The 16,690-nt window shown below is 64.5% G+C and carries 14 protein-coding genes; 5 read left to right on the top strand and 9 right to left on the bottom strand.

The window, feature by feature from the left end; all coding sequences use genetic code 11:
* Positions 1-773: MATE family efflux transporter (locus tag HMPREF1023_RS12820; protein ID WP_035579017.1), on the top strand; the 773-nt coding region annotated here is incomplete at its 5' end.
* 153 nt (positions 774-926) lie between these two features.
* On the opposite strand, the gene HMPREF1023_RS12815 is transcribed toward HMPREF1023_RS12820, so the two are convergent.
* Positions 927-2,141, bottom strand: coding sequence for a diphosphate--fructose-6-phosphate 1-phosphotransferase (locus tag HMPREF1023_RS12815; protein WP_009306849.1), 1,215 nt, complete (start codon positions 2,139-2,141; stop codon positions 927-929).
* A 151-nt stretch (positions 2,142-2,292) separates the two neighbouring features.
* Between HMPREF1023_RS12815 and HMPREF1023_RS12810 the strand changes: the two genes are divergently transcribed.
* Together HMPREF1023_RS12810 and HMPREF1023_RS12805 are read left to right on the top strand one after the other, a co-directional pair.
* Positions 2,293-2,970 carry a TetR/AcrR family transcriptional regulator gene (locus tag HMPREF1023_RS12810; RefSeq protein ID WP_009306848.1) on the top strand — a complete coding sequence of 226 codons (678 nt, stop codon included), beginning with the start codon at positions 2,293-2,295 and terminating at the stop codon, positions 2,968-2,970.
* A 245-nt stretch (positions 2,971-3,215) separates the two neighbouring features.
* On the top strand, positions 3,216-4,490 hold the full coding sequence (locus HMPREF1023_RS12805) for an MFS transporter (RefSeq protein ID WP_009306847.1): 1,275 nt from the start codon (positions 3,216-3,218) through the stop codon (positions 4,488-4,490).
* Between the two features lie 314 nt (positions 4,491-4,804).
* Here the strand turns inward: HMPREF1023_RS12805 and HMPREF1023_RS12800 are convergent, their stop codons facing one another.
* Both HMPREF1023_RS12800 and HMPREF1023_RS12795 read right to left on the bottom strand, forming a co-directional pair.
* Entirely contained in the window at positions 4,805-5,527 is a 723-nt protein-coding gene (locus tag HMPREF1023_RS12800; protein WP_009306846.1) for an anaerobic ribonucleoside-triphosphate reductase activating protein, read from the bottom strand.
* 3 nt (positions 5,528-5,530) lie between these two features.
* Positions 5,531-6,148 carry a pyridoxamine 5'-phosphate oxidase family protein gene (locus tag HMPREF1023_RS12795; protein ID WP_009306845.1) on the bottom strand — a complete coding sequence of 206 codons (618 nt, stop codon included), beginning with the start codon at positions 6,146-6,148 and terminating at the stop codon, positions 5,531-5,533.
* Between the two features lie 362 nt (positions 6,149-6,510).
* On the opposite strand from HMPREF1023_RS12795, the gene HMPREF1023_RS12790 reads away from it, so the two are divergent.
* Entirely contained in the window at positions 6,511-8,952 is a 2,442-nt protein-coding gene (locus HMPREF1023_RS12790; protein WP_009306844.1) for a ribonucleoside triphosphate reductase, read from the top strand.
* A 501-nt stretch (positions 8,953-9,453) separates the two neighbouring features.
* On the opposite strand, the gene HMPREF1023_RS12785 is transcribed toward HMPREF1023_RS12790, so the two are convergent.
* The 4 genes from HMPREF1023_RS12785 to HMPREF1023_RS12770 all read right to left on the bottom strand — a co-directional run bounded on the left by HMPREF1023_RS12785 (position 9,454) and on the right by HMPREF1023_RS12770 (position 12,220).
* Positions 9,454-10,422 (bottom strand): hypothetical protein, encoded by a 969-nt coding sequence (locus HMPREF1023_RS12785; RefSeq protein ID WP_227110050.1) that lies wholly within the window; start codon positions 10,420-10,422, stop codon positions 9,454-9,456.
* On the bottom strand, positions 10,379-11,017 hold the full coding sequence (locus HMPREF1023_RS12780; RefSeq protein ID WP_009306842.1) for an RNA polymerase sigma factor: 639 nt from the start codon (positions 11,015-11,017) through the stop codon (positions 10,379-10,381). Before HMPREF1023_RS12780 ends, HMPREF1023_RS12785 begins: the two co-directional genes overlap by 44 nt.
* Positions 11,018-11,281: 264 nt before the next feature.
* Positions 11,282-11,707 carry a molybdopterin-binding protein gene (locus tag HMPREF1023_RS12775; protein WP_009306841.1) on the bottom strand — a complete coding sequence of 142 codons (426 nt, stop codon included), beginning with the start codon at positions 11,705-11,707 and terminating at the stop codon, positions 11,282-11,284.
* Positions 11,708-11,833: 126 nt separating this feature from the next.
* Entirely contained in the window at positions 11,834-12,220 is a 387-nt protein-coding gene (locus HMPREF1023_RS12770; RefSeq protein ID WP_009306840.1) for a hypothetical protein, read from the bottom strand.
* Positions 12,221-12,444: 224 nt separating this feature from the next.
* Here HMPREF1023_RS12770 and HMPREF1023_RS12765 point away from each other — a divergent pair, with 224 nt between their 5' ends.
* On the top strand, positions 12,445-13,974 hold the full coding sequence (locus HMPREF1023_RS12765; RefSeq protein ID WP_009306838.1) for a helix-turn-helix transcriptional regulator: 1,530 nt from the start codon (positions 12,445-12,447) through the stop codon (positions 13,972-13,974).
* A gap of 101 nt (positions 13,975-14,075) precedes the next feature.
* On the opposite strand, the gene HMPREF1023_RS12760 is transcribed toward HMPREF1023_RS12765, so the two are convergent.
* On the bottom strand, positions 14,076-15,374 hold the full coding sequence (locus HMPREF1023_RS12760; RefSeq protein WP_227101377.1) for an IS256 family transposase: 1,299 nt from the start codon (positions 15,372-15,374) through the stop codon (positions 14,076-14,078).
* A 275-nt stretch (positions 15,375-15,649) separates the two neighbouring features.
* Complete coding sequence (locus HMPREF1023_RS12755) at positions 15,650-16,666, bottom strand: hypothetical protein (protein ID WP_009306835.1); 1,017 nt, start codon at positions 16,664-16,666, stop codon at positions 15,650-15,652.
* Positions 16,667-16,690: the final 24 nt, after the last annotated feature.

Genomic DNA, 16,690 nt, shown 5'->3' with positions numbered 1-16,690 from the left:
CCGCCTGGGCGACGGTGGTCGCGCAGAGCGTGGCGGCCGTCGGCGCGCTCGTCGTGGTGCGGCGGCGTTTCCCCGGCGGGCGCCTGGCCGGCGCGTTTTCGCGTAGCGGCGACGTGCCGGTTGGAGCGAGCGTGATCGAGGTGCTGCGCGTGGGCGTTCCCTCTGCCGTGCAGATGGCGGTGGTGAACCTGTCGTACGCGCTGGTCACCGGGTTGCTGAACCGCTACGGCACCGACGTGGCCGCCGCTGCCGGCGTCGGCCTGCAGATCAGCACCATCGCGGGACTGCCGTGCTGGGCCATCGGCCAGGCCATCACCACGGCGGCGGCGCAGAACGCAGGCGCGGGCGAGCTGCGCCGGGCCCGCGACGTGGCGCGCATCGGCGCCACGTTCAACGTGAGCGTGATCGTGGGCGTGCAGATCGCGGTGCAGTTGCTGGCGCCGGCGCTGGTGGTCGCGTACGGCCTGACCGAGCCGTTAACGATGGATACGGCCGTGCTGTACCTTCGCATCACGTGCAGCGTGAACGGGCTGTTCTACGCGGCCATGTACAGCTTCGACTCGTTCGCATTGGGGGCGGGCACGCCGCGGCTCGTGTTGGCGAACTCGCTGATCGACGCGTTCGTCGTGCGCTTCGGCCTGGCGTTTCTGCTGAGCGGCGTGCTGGGCTTCGGCTACGTGGGCATCTTCGTCGCCCAGGCGGCGTCGCCCGTGATGCCGGCGCTCATCGGCGCCCTCTACCTGCGCCACTGGACGCGCACACGGGACGTGTAGGGGGGGAGGTAACTCGAAACCGTTGTCGCCCGAAACGTGCGCTTTTGAGCGAAAAAACGCACGTTTCGGGCGACAACGGCAATCGGGAGCAGGGCGCGACGCGTTAGTCGATCCCTCGGCGTGCTGGCTGGGCGGCGCCGAGGGCCGGCTTCGTCAGCGCTTGTTGAACGGCACGATGGTGGCGGGGATGCCGCCCTTCATGACGAGTTTCGGCTCGCCTTCGATGAGCGGCCGGAAGTACGCGACCGCTTCCGGCGTAATGCCCTGGTAGTTCGGCAGGATCCACTCGGCGGGGAAGCGTTTGACGAAATTGGCGAACTCGCTTGCGGGACCGGCGAACAGCTCGGCCTCGTAGCGGCCCTCGGCTGCGGCCTCCGGGTTGCGGCGGATGCCCACCACCTGGCCGGTGAAGGCGGGGTCGGCGCTGCGCATGTGGGCGCTCATTCCCAGGTCGTAGGCCTCGGTCACGTCCACGAGGCTCTGCGCGAAGTTGCTGGAGCGCGCCGCGCGCGACAAATCCTGCACCACGCCGCGCGGCACGATGCCCGTGTCGACAATCATTTGCTTGACCGTTTGCGCCGCCCCGCCCAGCACGGCGTGGGCGAACCCGTCGTGCGCAGTATCGCCGGCGGACAGGTAGGTGCCGTCGGCGTAGCGCGCACCCTCGGACACTACGATGTAGCACGAGCCGGTCGCCTCGAACTTCGCGCGCACTTCGGCGAGAAACGCGTCGCGGTCGAAGGCGACCTCGGGCAGCACCAACAAATCGACGTCGCCGGTGATGCAGCAGCTCGCCGCCAGCCAGCCCGCGTCGCGCCCCATCACTTCCAGCACGAACACCTCGGGGCGCGTGTACGCGTCGTAGTCGAGGCGCGTCGCGTGCGTGATCTGGCAGGCCACCTTCGCCGCGCTGGGGAAGCCGGGGCAGTGGTCCACCGGTACCAGGTCGTTGTCCACGGTTTTCGGAATGCCGATGAAGCGCTTGCTCGGCGCGTTCTCGGCCGCCCATTCGGCCAGCGCGTCCACGGTGTCCATGGAGTCGTTGCCGCCGATGTAGAACATGGTTTCGATGTCGTGCGCGTCCATCACGTCGGCGAGGCGGCGGAAATCGGCCTCGTCGTCGCGCTTCAGCTTGTAGCGGCACGTGCCCAGCGCCGACGAGGGCGTCTGCCTCAGCAGCTCCAGGTCGTGCTCGGAAAGGTCGGTGAGGTCGTACAGCTGGTCGGCCAGCACGCCCTCGATGCCGTGGATGCCGCCCAGCACGCGGTCGTAGAGCGGGTTCAGCTGGTTCGCGCGGATGACGCCGGCCAGGCTGGCGTTGATAACGGCGGTGGGCCCGCCGGATTGTGCAACAAGGCAGGTGCTCATGGGTCGATGCTCCTGTTCTCTCTGATCGCTTTGACGCATGCGCACCAGTATGATGCTGCCCAGGACGTGCGGCATACTTTTTCTTGCCTTCTCCATTGGAGGAGCGTAGGATACATACCGTTGGTATGTAACGTGATGGAGAGGAAGGCCGATGGCCCGCAACAAGCATCCCGAGGAGACGGTGAACCTCATCCTCGACGTGGCCTTGGCCCTGTTCTTCGAGAAAGGGTACGACAATACCAGCATTCAGGACATCATCGATGGGCTGGGCGGCTTGACGAAGGGGGCGGTGTACCACCACTTCAAGTCGAAGGAAGACATCCTGTCGGCTGCGCTCGACCGCGACAACCAAGCGCTGTTCGACGAGCTTCGCCGCATCCGCGACGACGGCCGCATGACCGGTGCCGAGAAGCTGCAGGCGCTGTTCGCGGCATCCATCACCGGGCCGCAGATGGACATGTGGGCCAAGGCGGCCCCCGACGTGGATCCGGTGAAGAACGCGCGTTTGCTGGGCCTGCAGTACCAGGCGGTGCTCCAGGAGACGGTACCCGATTTCGTGTTGCCCATCGTGGAGCAGGGGGTGCGCGACGGCAGCATCCAAACCGATCGTCCGCGCGAGTTCAGCGAGGTCATCGTGCTGTTGGCGAACCTTTGGGTCAGCCCCATGTTCCGTTCCGCCACCGCCGAGGAGCTGCGTGCGCGCGTCGATTACTACCTCGATATCGTGAAGGCGCTGGGCGGCCTGTCCCTGGAAGTAGGCGGGCTGGCGACCATCCTCGAGGGGTATCGCAGCCAATTTCACGAAAGGCTTGATGCTATGAGCTCGTAAATACGTACGAATGTTTCACGTGAAACATTCCGGCAGCACGAAAGCGGGCAAGGGAAGGTCGAGCGAGCGGATGTTCCCGGCTGTCGTTGTGAGCGAGCGCGGCGAGTCGAAGGGCCCCGCTCGGGATGACGGCGCGTGCTTGCGGTTTCCTCTTGCGATGTCTTAGCGAACCCTGGTTGCCTGGCAACCTTCTTTTTTACCCAATATACATACCGACTGAATGTATGTAAAAGAAAGGAACAATCATGAACACCCTGCTCAACCGATCGTTCGTTTCGGTGATCTTCGCGCAGATTGCTTCGTTGTTCGGCGATGCCGTGCTGCGCTTCGCCCTGCCGCTGTACGTGCTGAACCAAACGGGCTCGGCGGCGCTCATGGGCGCGGTGTCGGCTTGCGCGTGGATCCCCTACATCGTGCTGACGCCCATCGGAGGGGTTGCGGCCGACCGCGTGAACAAGCGGCGCATCATGGCGGCGCTCGATATCCTTCTGGCTGCGACGTGTGCGGCGTTTCTCGCACTCGACGGCGTCATCGACCTCGTCGGCCTGTGCATCTGCGCGCTCATCGTCCTGTACGCCGCGCAGAGCGTGTACCAGCCCACCGTGCAGGCGGCGGTGCCGTTCATCGTCCCGCGCGACGGCATCGTGCGCGCCACCGCCATCGTCAGCCAGATCAGCGCGCTTTCGGGCCTCGTGGGCCCGGTGCTGGGCGGCTTGCTGTTCGGCCTGTTCGGCATCGAGCCGGTGGTGTTCGTGTCGGGAGCGGCGTTCGCGGTTTCTGCCGTGCTCATCGTCACCGTGGTGCGCATCCCGCGCGACGCCATCGAGCGCAGCGGCGTGGGCGTGGTGCGCACGGTGGCGAACGACATCGTCGAGAGCTTCGCGTTTCTGCGCCACGAACGCACGGTCATCCTCAAGGTGATCTTCCTGGTGGCGGGCATCAACGTCACGCTGACGGCGTTCATCCTCATCGGCGCGCCGGTTGTGATCACGCAGATCCTGGGTCTGCCGAACCAGTACATGGGCTTCGCCGAGGGTGCGCTGGCGTTGGGCGGTTTGGCGGGCGGCGTCTCGGTGGGCGTGTTCGCCGGGCGTTTGCGTCTCAGCCGCGCGCCGCTGTTCCTGCTGGTGGCGGCCTTGGGGTTGCTGCCCATCGCCGTGGTGCTGGGCGTGCCGATGGACGCGATGCTGGCGTACGGCATCGTGGTAGCGGGCCTGTTCGCATCCATGGCGTGCGCCACGATGTTCAGCATCCAAGCCATCTCGTTCGTGCAGCTCGAGACGCCCGGCCACCTGGTGGGGAAGGTGATCGCGCTTACCATGTCGCTGGCGAACTGCGCGCAACCCGTGGGGCAGCTCATCTACGGCGGCCTGTTCGACGCGCTGCGCGGCAACCTCGTGCCGGTGGCGCTGGGCACGGCGGCCATCGCATTCGTCATCGGTTTGGTTACGTTCCGCGTGCTGAGGAAGGGCTTGGCCGAGCTGCAAGCAGCCGTGCCGGGGGCCGCAGATGCGCGGTGAAAACCCTGATTTTTGGCAGTTTTCGACGGGATTCTGCCGTCTCTTTCTGAACTCGTTGCTTTATGCCGAGACAGAGCTTTTGCCTGGATGTATCGGGTCTGGTTAGGGGGCCGGACGCGGAAAGGCCGAAGGGCGCGGGCTTTCTCGATGACAGAATCGCGTCGATTCCTGCCGGAATTTCCCGTTTCCTATGCGCTGCCTGGTTTCGCGGGGTGTTGAGCGGTTCGTGTGCCGCGGGTTCCTCGATTGGCCGGAATTCGGGATCCGCAAGAGGCGCGTGCTTGCGGCATGCGAGGGCGCGGACCCTCGCGGCTCTAGTCCACCCCGCGCAGCTGAGCGCCCGGCACGACGGCCTGCAGCTCGGGCAGCAGTGCCCGCAGGTCGTCGGGGTCCCATGCGTGGAAGCGACCTTCGCCGCCCAGCACGCTGTCCGCGTCGATGAAGCTTTGCAGGTGCCACGCTTGTACGCCTTCGATCCACGCAGCCAGCGCGCGCAGGTCGTCGGCGGTGTGCAGCTCGCGCACCACGGTGGTGCGCACCTCGTAGGGGACCGCGCCCGAACGCAGGAAGTCGAGAGACTCCTGCACCGGCGCGAGGTCGAACGCGGGGACGCCGACGGTTTCGGCGTAACGCTCTGGCGCGTTCTTCACGTCCGTGGCCACATAATCCACAAGGCCTTCCTCAACAAGCGCGCGCAAGCGGCCGGGGAAGCTGCCGTTCGTGTCCAGCTTCACGGCGAACCCCAGCTCGTGCACGCGAGTGCAGAACTCATCGATACCGGACTGCAGCAACGGTTCACCGCCTGTGATGCACACGCCGTCGAGCAGCCCCTGGCGTTTGCCGAGGAACGCGAAGAGCTCGTCGATCGATAGGGCGCTGCTGTCCGCGGCCGCGCCATCGCGCCCCGCCTCGCCCGTCACCAAGTCGGCGTTGTGGCAGAACGGGCAACGGAAGTTGCAGCCCGGCGTGAATACCGTGGCCGCGGTCTTGCCCGGGAAATCGAGCAGCGTGAGCTTCTGCAAGCCGGCGATGCGCATGGCTCAGGCTCCTTCGCCGCCGAGGGCGGCGACTGGTTCCGCGCCCGCGACCGGGTCCGTCTGCCTGCCGGCATCCGTGCCGGCGCATCCGCCGTCGTCCGCGGCATCCGTGCGCCCGTCCCCGCTCGCATCGCCACGTGGTCCCGGATGCGCTTTGCCGCTTATCTCTTCGATGTCGATGGCCCACACGGACGTGTGCGGCCCTTCCTTCTCCATCGCTTTCCCGATGCTGCGCTTTGCCTCCGGCACGTACTTCATGCAGAGATCCACCAGCGCATGTTTGAACTCGGTCGCTTCGACGACCTCGCGGACGCGGCCGAATGTTATGGCCGACCGGAAGCTGGTCGAGAAATCGCCGTCTTCGAAGAACGCTCTGACGCCCGTCACCGCTGTCGCGCACACGCGATCGTCGCGACGAAAATCGACCGTCTTGTGCCCGCCCTCGTTTGTGGCGTGGAAGTACAGCGTATCGCCTCGCCGCACGAAGGAGAGCGGCACGCCGTAGGGCATGCCGTCATCGTCCACGGTGGACACGATGGCGAACTCGGCGGCGTCGAGTACGGCCAGCGCCTCGTCGCGCGGCATCGCGCGCTCGGCTCGGCGCAGGGGGAAGCGGGTCATGGCGGATGCTCCTTCTAGTTGGTTGCGCAGGGGTCTATCATAATCCCGCTGCGCCCTGCGATCAAACGCGTTGCCGCTCGCCGAAAGCTTCGGCGTCGGGCATCTGCAAAACGGCCCGCGCGGTGCTTTGTTCTAAACCCGCAGGTCGCTTTTCGAAGAGCTCCATCGAGCGCTCGCGCAAAACCCCAGATGGCAAAATCTACCATATATAGTTGTGTATTGTGGAGGCATATTCAACATATGGATTACAATCATTGACTGGCCCGGTGGACGCTGCTAGGGTGTTTGAAACCGCATGCGAGGCGCGGAACGGTTGGCAGTCGCCGCGCAAACGAAGCGAATCCACAGCAAAAGGAGCAAGCATGTACGAGGTCCAGAAGCGCGACGGAAAGATCGCGGAATTCGATATAGCCAAAATCTCAAGCGCCATCTCCAAGGCGTTCGACGCGCTGGAGAAGCAGTACCATCCCTCCACGATCGACCTTCTGGCCCTCAACGTGACCGCCCATTTCGAGCCGCGCATCAAAAACGGCATCATCAGCGTCGAGGACGTGCAAGACAGCGTGGAGGAGGTGCTGTCCACGGCCGGGTACGCCGACGTGGCGAAGTCCTACATTCTGTACCGCAAGCAGCGCGAGAAGGTGCGCAACGCCAACGCCACGCTGCTGGACTATAAGGATCTCGTGGACCAGTACGTCAAGGTGGAAGACTGGCGCGTGAAGGAGAACTCCACGGTCACGTACTCCGTCGGCGGCCTGATCCTGTCGAACTCGGGCGCCATCACGGCGAACTACTGGCTTAGCGAGATCTACGACGACGAGGTGGCGAAGGCTCACCGCAACGCCGACATCCACCTGCACGACCTGTCCATGCTGACGGGTTACTGCGCGGGCTGGTCGCTCAAGCAGCTCATCCAGGAGGGTCTCGGCGGCGTGCCGGGCAAGATCACGTCGAAGCCGGCCAGCCATCTGTCCAGCCTGTGCAACCAGATGGTGAACTTCCTGGGCATCATGCAGAACGAATGGGCGGGCGCCCAGGCGTTCTCCAGCTTCGACACGTATCTCGCGCCGTTCGTGAAGGCCGACAACCTGACCTACGAAGAGACGAAGCAGTGCGTCGAGTCGTTCGTGTTCGGCGTGAACACGCCTTCGCGCTGGGGCACGCAGGCGCCGTTCAGCAACATCACGCTGGACTGGGTGTGCCCGGCCGACCTGCGCGATCAGCCGGCCATCGTGGGCGGCAAGGAGATGGACTTCACCTACGGCGACTGCAAGGTCGAAATGGATATGGTGAACAAGGCCTTCATCGAGATCATGATCGAAGGCGATGCGAACGGTCGCGGCTTCCAGTACCCAATCCCCACCTACTCCATCACGCGCGACTTCGACTGGAGCGAAACCGAGAACAACCGGCTGCTGTTCGAAATGACCTCGAAGTACGGCACTCCGTACTTCTCCAACTACATCAACTCCGACATGGAACCGTCCGACGTGCGCTCCATGTGCTGCCGCCTGCGCCTCGACCTGCGCGAGCTGCGCAAGAAGTCGGGCGGTTTCTTCGGCAGCGGCGAGTCCACGGGCTCCATCGGCGTGGTCACCATCAACATGCCGCGCCTGGCCTATCTGTCCGCCGACGAAGCCGACTTCTACCGTCGACTCGACCATCTCATGGACGTTTCCGCGCGCTCGCTGCACACGAAGCGCGAAGTGGTCACGCGCCTGCTGGATGCGGGCTTGTACCCGTACACCAAGCGCTACCTGGGCACGTTCGAGAACCACTTCTCCACGATCGGCCTGGTGGGCATGAACGAGGCGTGCCTGAACGCGCAGTGGCTGCGCGCTGACATGACGCAGGAGCCGGCGCAGGCGTTCACGAAGGACGTGCTCAACCACATGCGCGCCCGTTTGGCCGACTACCAGGAGCAGTACGGCGACCTGTACAACCTCGAGGCCACGCCGGCCGAGAGCACCACGTACCGCTTCGCCAAGCACGACAAGGAGCAGTTCCCCGACATCATCACGGCCAACGAGCAGGGCAAGCCGTACTACACGAACTCGTCGCATCTGCCGGTGGGCTTCACCGACGACATCTTCAGCGCGTTGGACGTGCAGGATGAGCTGCAGACGCTGTACACGTCCGGCACCGTGTTCCATGCCTTCTTGGGCGAGAAGCTGCCCGACTGGAAGGCGGCCGCCACGCTGGTGCGCAAGATCGCCGAGAACTACAAGCTGCCGTATTACACCATGTCACCCACGTATTCGGTGTGCAAGAACCACGGCTACATCGCCGGCGAGGTGTACGAGTGCCCGTGCTGCCACGAGGAGACCGAGGTGTACTCGCGCATCACCGGCTACTACCGCCCGGTGAAGAACTGGAACGACGGCAAGTCGCAGGAGTTCGCCGACCGTGTGGAGTACGACTTGGGGCATTCGCATTTGACGCGAGACGGCGCCGTAGCCGTGACGGCCGCGGCCGAGACCGTCGGGCAGGCGGGCTCGCACGTGACGGTTCCGGGCATCGAGAAAGCCTCTGCGCCCGACCACAGCACGCTTCCCGCAGGCCTCTACCTCATTGCCACGCGGACGTGCCCGAACTGCAAATTCGCCGCAGCTGAAATGGATGCCGCCGGCATCGTCTACGAGGAGCTGCTGGCCGAAGAGAACGTGGAGCTGGCGCAGCGCTACCGCATCATGCAGGCGCCCACGCTGCTGTCCGTGGCCGCCGACGGCTCCGTGGACGTGATCCCGGGCGCCGCCGCCGTGTTCCAGCACGTCAATGCGATGAAAGCGCAGGTGACCGCCTAACCGCCGGCTTCGGTCGGTTTGAAACCAGGGCGTACCCGTCACCACATTCGCGAACGCGGCATCAGCATACCAGCAGCAAGCGCCCAGCAACTTCCGGGCCGGATCGAAGGATCCGGCCCTTTTGCATGCGGGGAGGTGCAGTATGGGGATGGCAAAGCTTGCGGGTGCTTTGCTGCGCACCGTGTCGACGCGGTTTGTTTCGCGAGTCTTTCCTGCGGGTGGGGCGACCGCTTCCTCAATGCTAGCATGCGACTGGTAATGCGAGCGTTTGGGTCGCAGCAAAATAATATAAGTCAATTCATCATGGACAAAAAGCTATAGTATTCTGTAGTTTTTTGACCTAAAAGAGAGGGATCGAGCATCAGGCAATTCCCATCATGCCTGGTGAGAAGCGCACCGCTTTGCCTTATCTTCATAGAGGATAAAGAAAATCGGCACTTTTTGTCCATGACTATATTGGTTATAAAAAGATACTGCGGCGCGCGGGTTCCAACGCGGCGTTCACCCTTCGTTGAGCTCGGTGATGTTGTAAAGCTTGGGCATTTGAGGCATCTTGCCGAGGTAATCGTCGATCTCCTGCTGGGAGGCGTCGCTTGAAGGAGGCTCGATGCTCTGAAATGCGGCACGGGCATCGGAATAGGCCTCGTATCGTTCGTCGAAATCGGGCACCGGAGCGATGCGGTACGTTTTCGTTTGCATGGAGCCGTCGGCGAACGTGGCGGTGAGCTTCAATCGGGAGGTCGAGATTTCCCGAGCCGCGCCTTTTTCGATGGCGGTATTCAGCTGCCTGCTCGCTTCGAGCGAGTTTTTGCCGGCAAGGGCCAATTCGTACGCTTCCTTCCCCTCTTCGGGAAGGGGGAAGCCGATGTAGATTTCTACGATACGCTGGTCGTCGATCGACTCCTGATGGTCGTAGTCGAACGTAACGGACTTGGTGTAATTGAACACGTGCTTGCCGTTGTCGTGCTGCTCGGCGGTGACGGTGTTATCGATGATCTCGAAGTAGCTGCGCTCGCCTTCGATTTCGTAGGTGACGGATTCGATGTTGTTCCCGACGCACCGCACAGGGAAATGATACTTGTATCCAGCCCATTCGTAGCTCCAGAACGTGTCGTCGGCTGGGTTGTACCAGGGACCGCTGTAGCCGCCGCCTCCCGTGAAGTCTTGGGACTCCAGCTCTACGGTTTTCCCCGGTCCGAACCCGCCGGGGCCGTTGATCGCGAAAGCCGTTGCGCCGATTCCCGCGACCAGCACGAGGCAGGCGGCGACGGCGAACCCGAGCGCCGAGCGTCGCCTGACCGACGCGCCTGTTCGGACGGGGGTCCGCACGGTTTTAGCGCTGCGGCCCCGGCGCCTGCCCGCTTCGCTCAGGGTCGCTTGTTTCAGCTGGTCCGGGACGTGCGTTCCTCGCATCATGGTGCGGTACTCATCCACGGTTGGGCGTGGGCCGGGGTTGCGGGGATCGGTCACGGTTCGGCTCCTTTCGGCATAGGGGGTCGCGGCAGCTTGCAAGGCTCGACTCGCGTTGGCCGCGGTCGTCTTCCAGCATGTTCCGCAACTGCTCGCGGGCGCGGTGGAGGCGGGTTCGCACGGTGCTGGGTCGGCATCCCGTGATGCGCGCGATCTCTTCGGTGGCGTAGCCCTCGACGTAGAACAGGTGCACCGGGATGCGCAGGTCGGGCGGCAACGCGCCCACGACCTCCCAGATGTCGGCGTCGAACGCGTCGGGGGCGGGGATGTCGGCATGCTCCCGCGTGAAGCCTTCCGTGCGGCGGTTCCAGGTCAAACGCGCCAAGTCGCGGCAGCGGTTCACCGTGACGCGCAGCAGCCAGGCTTTCAGGTGCTCGTCGCTTTCGAACGCGGTGTCGTGTTCCAGCAGGCGCATGAACACGTCCTGGAACACGTCGTCGGCGTCGCTGGGCGAGCCGGTCTGCGCCAGCGCGACGCGATACACGACATCGCCCCACGCGTCCATGGCTTCGAGCAAGAACGCGTCGGATCGAAGCGGTTTCGGGCTGTCGCGGGCTGCGGCGGGCTGGTTTTTTCGCTGGAACGGCAAGCGCATGCATTCACCTCTCTGGTAACAATACGGGCTAGAGTGTGAGATTGTTCTGAGGAAGGCGAAAAAGTTCGTTTGAGCGAATGCGCTTCGCGGGCGGCGTGCGCGCAGCCTCGAAGCCGCGAAGGCTGCGCCGATGGCCCAGAACGGGAAGGAAAGAGAGCGCCGCGCAAAGCGCGGAACGGAAAGGGGATCCGGAAATGCAGCAAGGCCGCGTGCAGGACGCGGCCTTGCGGGTGCGAGCGTCGCTCGCAGATGCTATGGAAGCGGTTACTCCACGCCCACGATGACGTCGGTGGACTTCACGATGGCGAGCGCGGCAGCACCCTCGGCGAGACCCAGATCCTCGATGGCCTCGTTCGTGATGGAGCCCATGATGCGTGCGCCCTCGGGGGTCTCGATGGCCACATGACCGTTCACGGCGCCCTTCTTCACGGACGCGATCGTTCCGGCGATCTGGTTGCGGGCCGAGATGCCCTGGATGCGCTCGGAGCCGGCGGCGAACATCACGTTGCTGGCCTTGATGATGGCCATGGCGTCGGTGCCCTCTTTGAGGCCTAGATCGTTGATGGCTTCCATGGTGATGTCGGCTTTGACCATGGTAGATCCCAGGTCGATGGAAACGACGCCGTTCACGGCGCCCTCGGCGATGGCGGAGACGGTGCCCTTGAGCTGGTTGCGAGCGGATATCTTCATAGCAGGTTCCTTTCGTTGGGGGCTTCCGGCTTCTCCGGAGCCCGTTCGGCATGGTCACAGTGTCGCGGGTTCGGACGCCGTGTGGAAGAAGTCCGTGGGAAATGACCCCGGTTCGTGTCGTTTCGTTCAAGCTCGTGCATTCTCGTGTACGAAACCATGCGAATCCGTGGAGGGGTCATGAAGCTTGTGCGTTACGCCACGCCCGATAGGGTTTATACTGAGACGAAGATTATATGTGCATGAGGATGATTTCGAGAATGGGTGACCGTGCGGTATCTCGTGGATGGCCGCAACGTGACAAAGCGCGATCCCGCGACGAGCGGGCGTGGGCAGCTCGGGCTTGTCCTCGCGCAGCTCATCGATGCTCTCGCCGTCGCCGCTCTCGTCGCCGAACGCCTGCGGCGCCGACGCGTACAGCGTGTTCGCCGCGGTGCCGCAGGCGGCCAGCGCTCCCAGCGCTCCGGCCGATGCGACGAACGTGCGGCGGGTCAGCGCAGTGCGATCTGTTGACATGCAACCCCCTCCATTCTCGTTTCATGCGAGGCCGCTCATGCGGTGGCGCGGCCTCTCCGTCTGCGGTGAACTATAGGTGCTCGCCGCTCGCGATGTTGTCACCAGAATGTTGTGATATTTCTATTTTCCCAGTTCAAATGCATCACCGTGTCACCATGTCCGCCGGCCGTCCCCGGTGCGTCTGCTAGAATGACCCTACGGCAAACGGAGGGGGACACTCGCACATGCGCGCTCCATCAGCATTGAAACCGGACGTGCCAAGCTTCGGGTACGCGACGTTTCTGTCCATCAACGCAACGTCCATCTGGGGCGGCATCTACCCCTACTTGCCTGCGTTCTGCCAGACGTCGCTCACCACCATCGTATTCTACACGGTGCAGATCGCCGTGTTCTGGTTGGCGTTCTGCGCGGCCATGGCCTTCACGTGGGCGCGTCCCGGCCTCTCCCGCGGGGCGCATGTGCTGGCGTTCTCGGCGCCGCTTGCGTTCGGGCCGCTCATGCTGGTGGGGGCCATGTACCTGGAATCGCTTGCGCTGGCGTTGGTGGTGGGCGCGGCGGCGCTCATCGGCGTGGGGTCGGCGGGCTACCTCATGAGCTGGCAGCGCGTGTTCGCCTCGCTCGACAGCGCGCGCGGCAACCTCGCGCTCATCAAGGGCACCGGGTTCTCGGCGCTGCTGTACTTCTTCCTGTGCTTCATCCCCACGGCTCTCACCGCTTACCTTATACCCCTGGTGCTGGTGCCGCTGGCGGGGCTGTGCCTGTGGATCGCCGCGCACGCGACGGACGCGCAGCAGCCCATGTTCGACGACGTGCCGCGCGAGCACGCGGTGGTGTACAAGAACGCGCTGTGCGAAAGCTTCCTGCCGGCGCTGTCGGTGGGCGCGCTCGGGTTCTGCTCGGGCGCCATCCGCTTCATCGCGGTCACGCACCAGGAGCTGCTCAGCACCATCAACATCTTCTCGATGTCCGCGCTGCTGGCTGTGGTGGCCGTGTTTTACGGGGCATGGAGGCGGCGCACCATCCACGTGGACCTCATGAGCGTGTTCCGCGTGCTGTTTCCCATCGCGGCGACGTGCCTCATCGTGCTGCCGTTCGCGGGAGGCGAGTTCACCACGGTGGGAAGCGGCGTGACGTACGCGTGCTTCATGCTGGCGTGCGTGCTCATGATGATGCATTGCGGCCAGATCTCGCGCGATAGCGGCATCAACCCGGTGTTCATCTTCGCGTTCTACGGCACCATCACCTACTTCATGCAGATGTGCGGCTACCTGGTGGGCTACGCCTCGGGCAGTGCGGCGGCGCTTGGCGTGGAGCAGCTGTCGTTCATGGCGTTGGTGGCCCTGTACGTGATGCTGCTGATCGCGCTGGTGGGGCGCAAGGTGGGCAAGCTGCACACGAACCGCCTGGAGTTCCTCATGCTCACGCCGAAGGCGCCGCAGAAGGAGACGTCGGCCGAGATCGCCGTGACGCAGGCGGTGCGCTCCCGCGACGTGGCAGCGCCGGCCGGCGCTGCCACGGGGCCGCAGCTTGCCGATCGCGTGTCGAAGCGCTGCAAGCGCCTGAGCGAGCTGTACGGTCTGTCCAGCCGCGAGGCCGAGGTCATGGAGTTGCTCGTGCGCGGCTACTCGGGCCCGGCCATCGCCGAGATGCTGTTCATTTCCGAGAACACCATGCGGACCCACTCGAAGCGCATCTACGCCAAGCTCGACATCCACAAGAAGCAGGAGCTGCTGGTCCTGATCGACCAGATGTAGGGGAAGCGCGATGTCCGAGCTGGGAGGAGGCGGCCGCGTCCCGAATCGTGGTGTATCAGGGCCATCGCCGGAGAATCGCCGGCACCCTTGCGAGGTGAATCTTAGCCTTCGTCCTCCTTCGGGTCAATGGCGCTCCCTATGATCTTGCGCGCCGCCTCGCGGGCGGCGAGCACCTCGGCCTCGCCGGGGGCCTCGCGCTCCTGGGCCTTCCAGGCGTGCGCGAGCGAGGGCCTGGAGATGACGCAGCGCGCCGACCACTCCTCGTCGGCCTCGATGAGCGCCGCTCCCACCAGGCGGATGAGCGACTCGCGCGAGGGGAACCCCTGCACGACGCGCGTCCTGCGCTTGATCTCGCGGTTGGCCCTCTCCTGGACGTTGTTGGTGCGGATCTTGGTGCGGTGCGTGGCCGGGAACGCCAGGTAGGCGAGCGCCGCCTCCTCGGCCTCCAAGAGCACGTTTCCGGCCGCCCTCGAGATCTTCAGCACCTCCTCGGTCGCCTCTTGGTAGCACGCCCGCACGAGGACGGGGCTCTTCTGCGCGAAGACGGCCTTCATGGCCTCGCGCGCCTTTCTCTGGTCGTCCTTCCTGTGGATGCGGCCCGCCACGTTGCGCATGAGGTGCGTGACGCAGCGCTGCCAGGCCGCTCCTTGGAACGTCTCGGCTATCGCCTTCGCGAGCCCTTCGTGGGCGTCCGAGACGACGAGGCGCACGCCGTCGACGCCGCGCGCCCTCAGGCCGGAGAGGAACGCCTTCCACCCGGCGTGGCTCTCCGTGTCCACGCAGTCCACGCCGACGAAGCGCTTGTGGCCCGTGTCGTCGAGCCCGATCGCGGTCACGACGGCCTGGGACGCCGAGCGCCCCTCCACGCGGCACTTCACGTAGGTGGCGTCGAGCCACAGGTAGGCGAAGCGCACCCCGTCGAAGCGCTGCCTCCTGAACGCGTCCACCTCGGCGTCCAGGCACTCGCACAGGCGCGACACCTGCGACTTCGACATCGACCTCACGCCGAGCTCGCCCGCGACGGCCTCCACCTTGCGCGTCGATATCCCCATGACGTACATCTCGGCCACCGCCGCGACGAGCGCCCGGTCCACCCTGCAGTAGCGCTCGATCAGGTCCTCGGGGAAGAACGAGCCTCGGCGCAGCTTCGGAATCTTGAGGGTGACGTCGCCCGCGGCGGTCGAGAGCCCCCGCTCCCGGTAGCCGTTGCGCGAGTTGACGCGCCCCTCGTCGCGCTCCCCGTAGGGGGCGTTGCACGCCTCGTCGGCCTTCGCCGACATCGCGGCGTTCGCCAGGAGCTCGAGCATCCTGCGCCCGAAGGCCTGCAGGTCGGTGCATTCCTCGAGGATCGCGAACGCGAGCCCCTTCACTTCGGGGTCGTTGAATAGTAGAGTGTCCATAGCGGGCATCGCCTTCCTTCGAATCTGTCTTTTGTGGTGATTGACGATTCTAGACGATGTCCGTTTTTCTCGGGCAGGCTTCGCCCGCCCTCCAGAAACGGATTGATACACCAACTTTCGGGACGCTACCGAGGATGCTTGCTTCGTGGGCGCAAATGGCTTCCCATGGCAATTTTGGTGGCGGTTGGCGCGTCGCTTCGGCTTCGTTGCGAAACGCGACCAGGCCTTTTGCCGACGGCGCGTCGGGCGAGCGCGCTTTAAGCGTCCGATTATTGTCATGGGTGCCGTTTTGCGCCCAGCATTTCCGGTCGCGTGGTGCCAAGCAGCTGAGATCGTAGTCTGATCTGCTTGAGTTCCCAATCGTGCGCTCGGGAGCGACATCTCGTTCCCAGCCGTTTCGCCATCGCATGGGCGACCTTGTCCATTTCCGACCTCGTGTGCAGTTGGTCGCTTGAAACGGTGATGACGAGGATGCCCGCGTACGCCAACGCGGTTCTGCGAGCCGAGTCCTTCTCCTGCTCGGCCTCCCCTGCATGGTGCAGCCGGCTGTCGTACTCGACATCGAGTTTCGCGTCGGGCCAGAACAGGTCGCAGCGGCATATTCGGCCCACGTCCCGTCCGCGCGCGTTCTCCGAGATGCGCACAGGGTGGTTCAGCGTTGCCGGGGGAAACCCGTAGCCGCCGAGGCGTCCCGGAAAGCTGTTGAGCATGGAAAGCTGCGATTCTTTGGGCGATTCCGAATTCTGGAGTATGTGCGGAACGGCTTTTCTCGCCGCGCCGACGCCGTTGACATCTTGCGTGCGGGAGAGGAGCGACTGCAGCTTCGGCACGGAGGTCAGGGGGAGCTGGTCGGGTGCCATGTTGCCGTCTGGCAGGGCAGGCAGCCGGTATCGTCCGCAGAACTCGTAGCCCGTTTCGACGAGGTTCGCTAAAGCGGCCGTGCGGGCTTCGAGCAGCAGGCACAGTTCGGGCGAGGCGACGAACACCCCGTCGCCCACGTTGACGAAAGCCGATGAGGGAATCCTTCGGTCGAACACGCTGCAGGTTATGCGTGCAGTGCGCACGCGTGAAAGCGCGTTGGGGACGATAAAGTGCGCGGGGTTCGCGTGTTGCGCGAGCCCGATGCGCTCGAGCCGTTCCAAATCGCCTGCGCTCGGCTTGGCTACGTCAGGCGAATCCGAGCGAAAGCTCCGAGGCTCGCCGCGGCGAGCGAGCAGCGCGCGCGTTTGGGAATGCGAGCGCTTGGCGCGCCAGAACTCCATCGACGAGGTATGTCCGAGAACGATTTCCATGCGTCCAGCGTACCATGGCAAGCC

The sequence above is a fragment of the Eggerthella sp. 1_3_56FAA genome (assembly GCF_000185625.1).
GTDB lineage: Bacteria > Actinomycetota > Coriobacteriia > Coriobacteriales > Eggerthellaceae > Eggerthella > Eggerthella lenta.
This window is presented reverse-complemented; position numbering and strand designations above follow the sequence as displayed.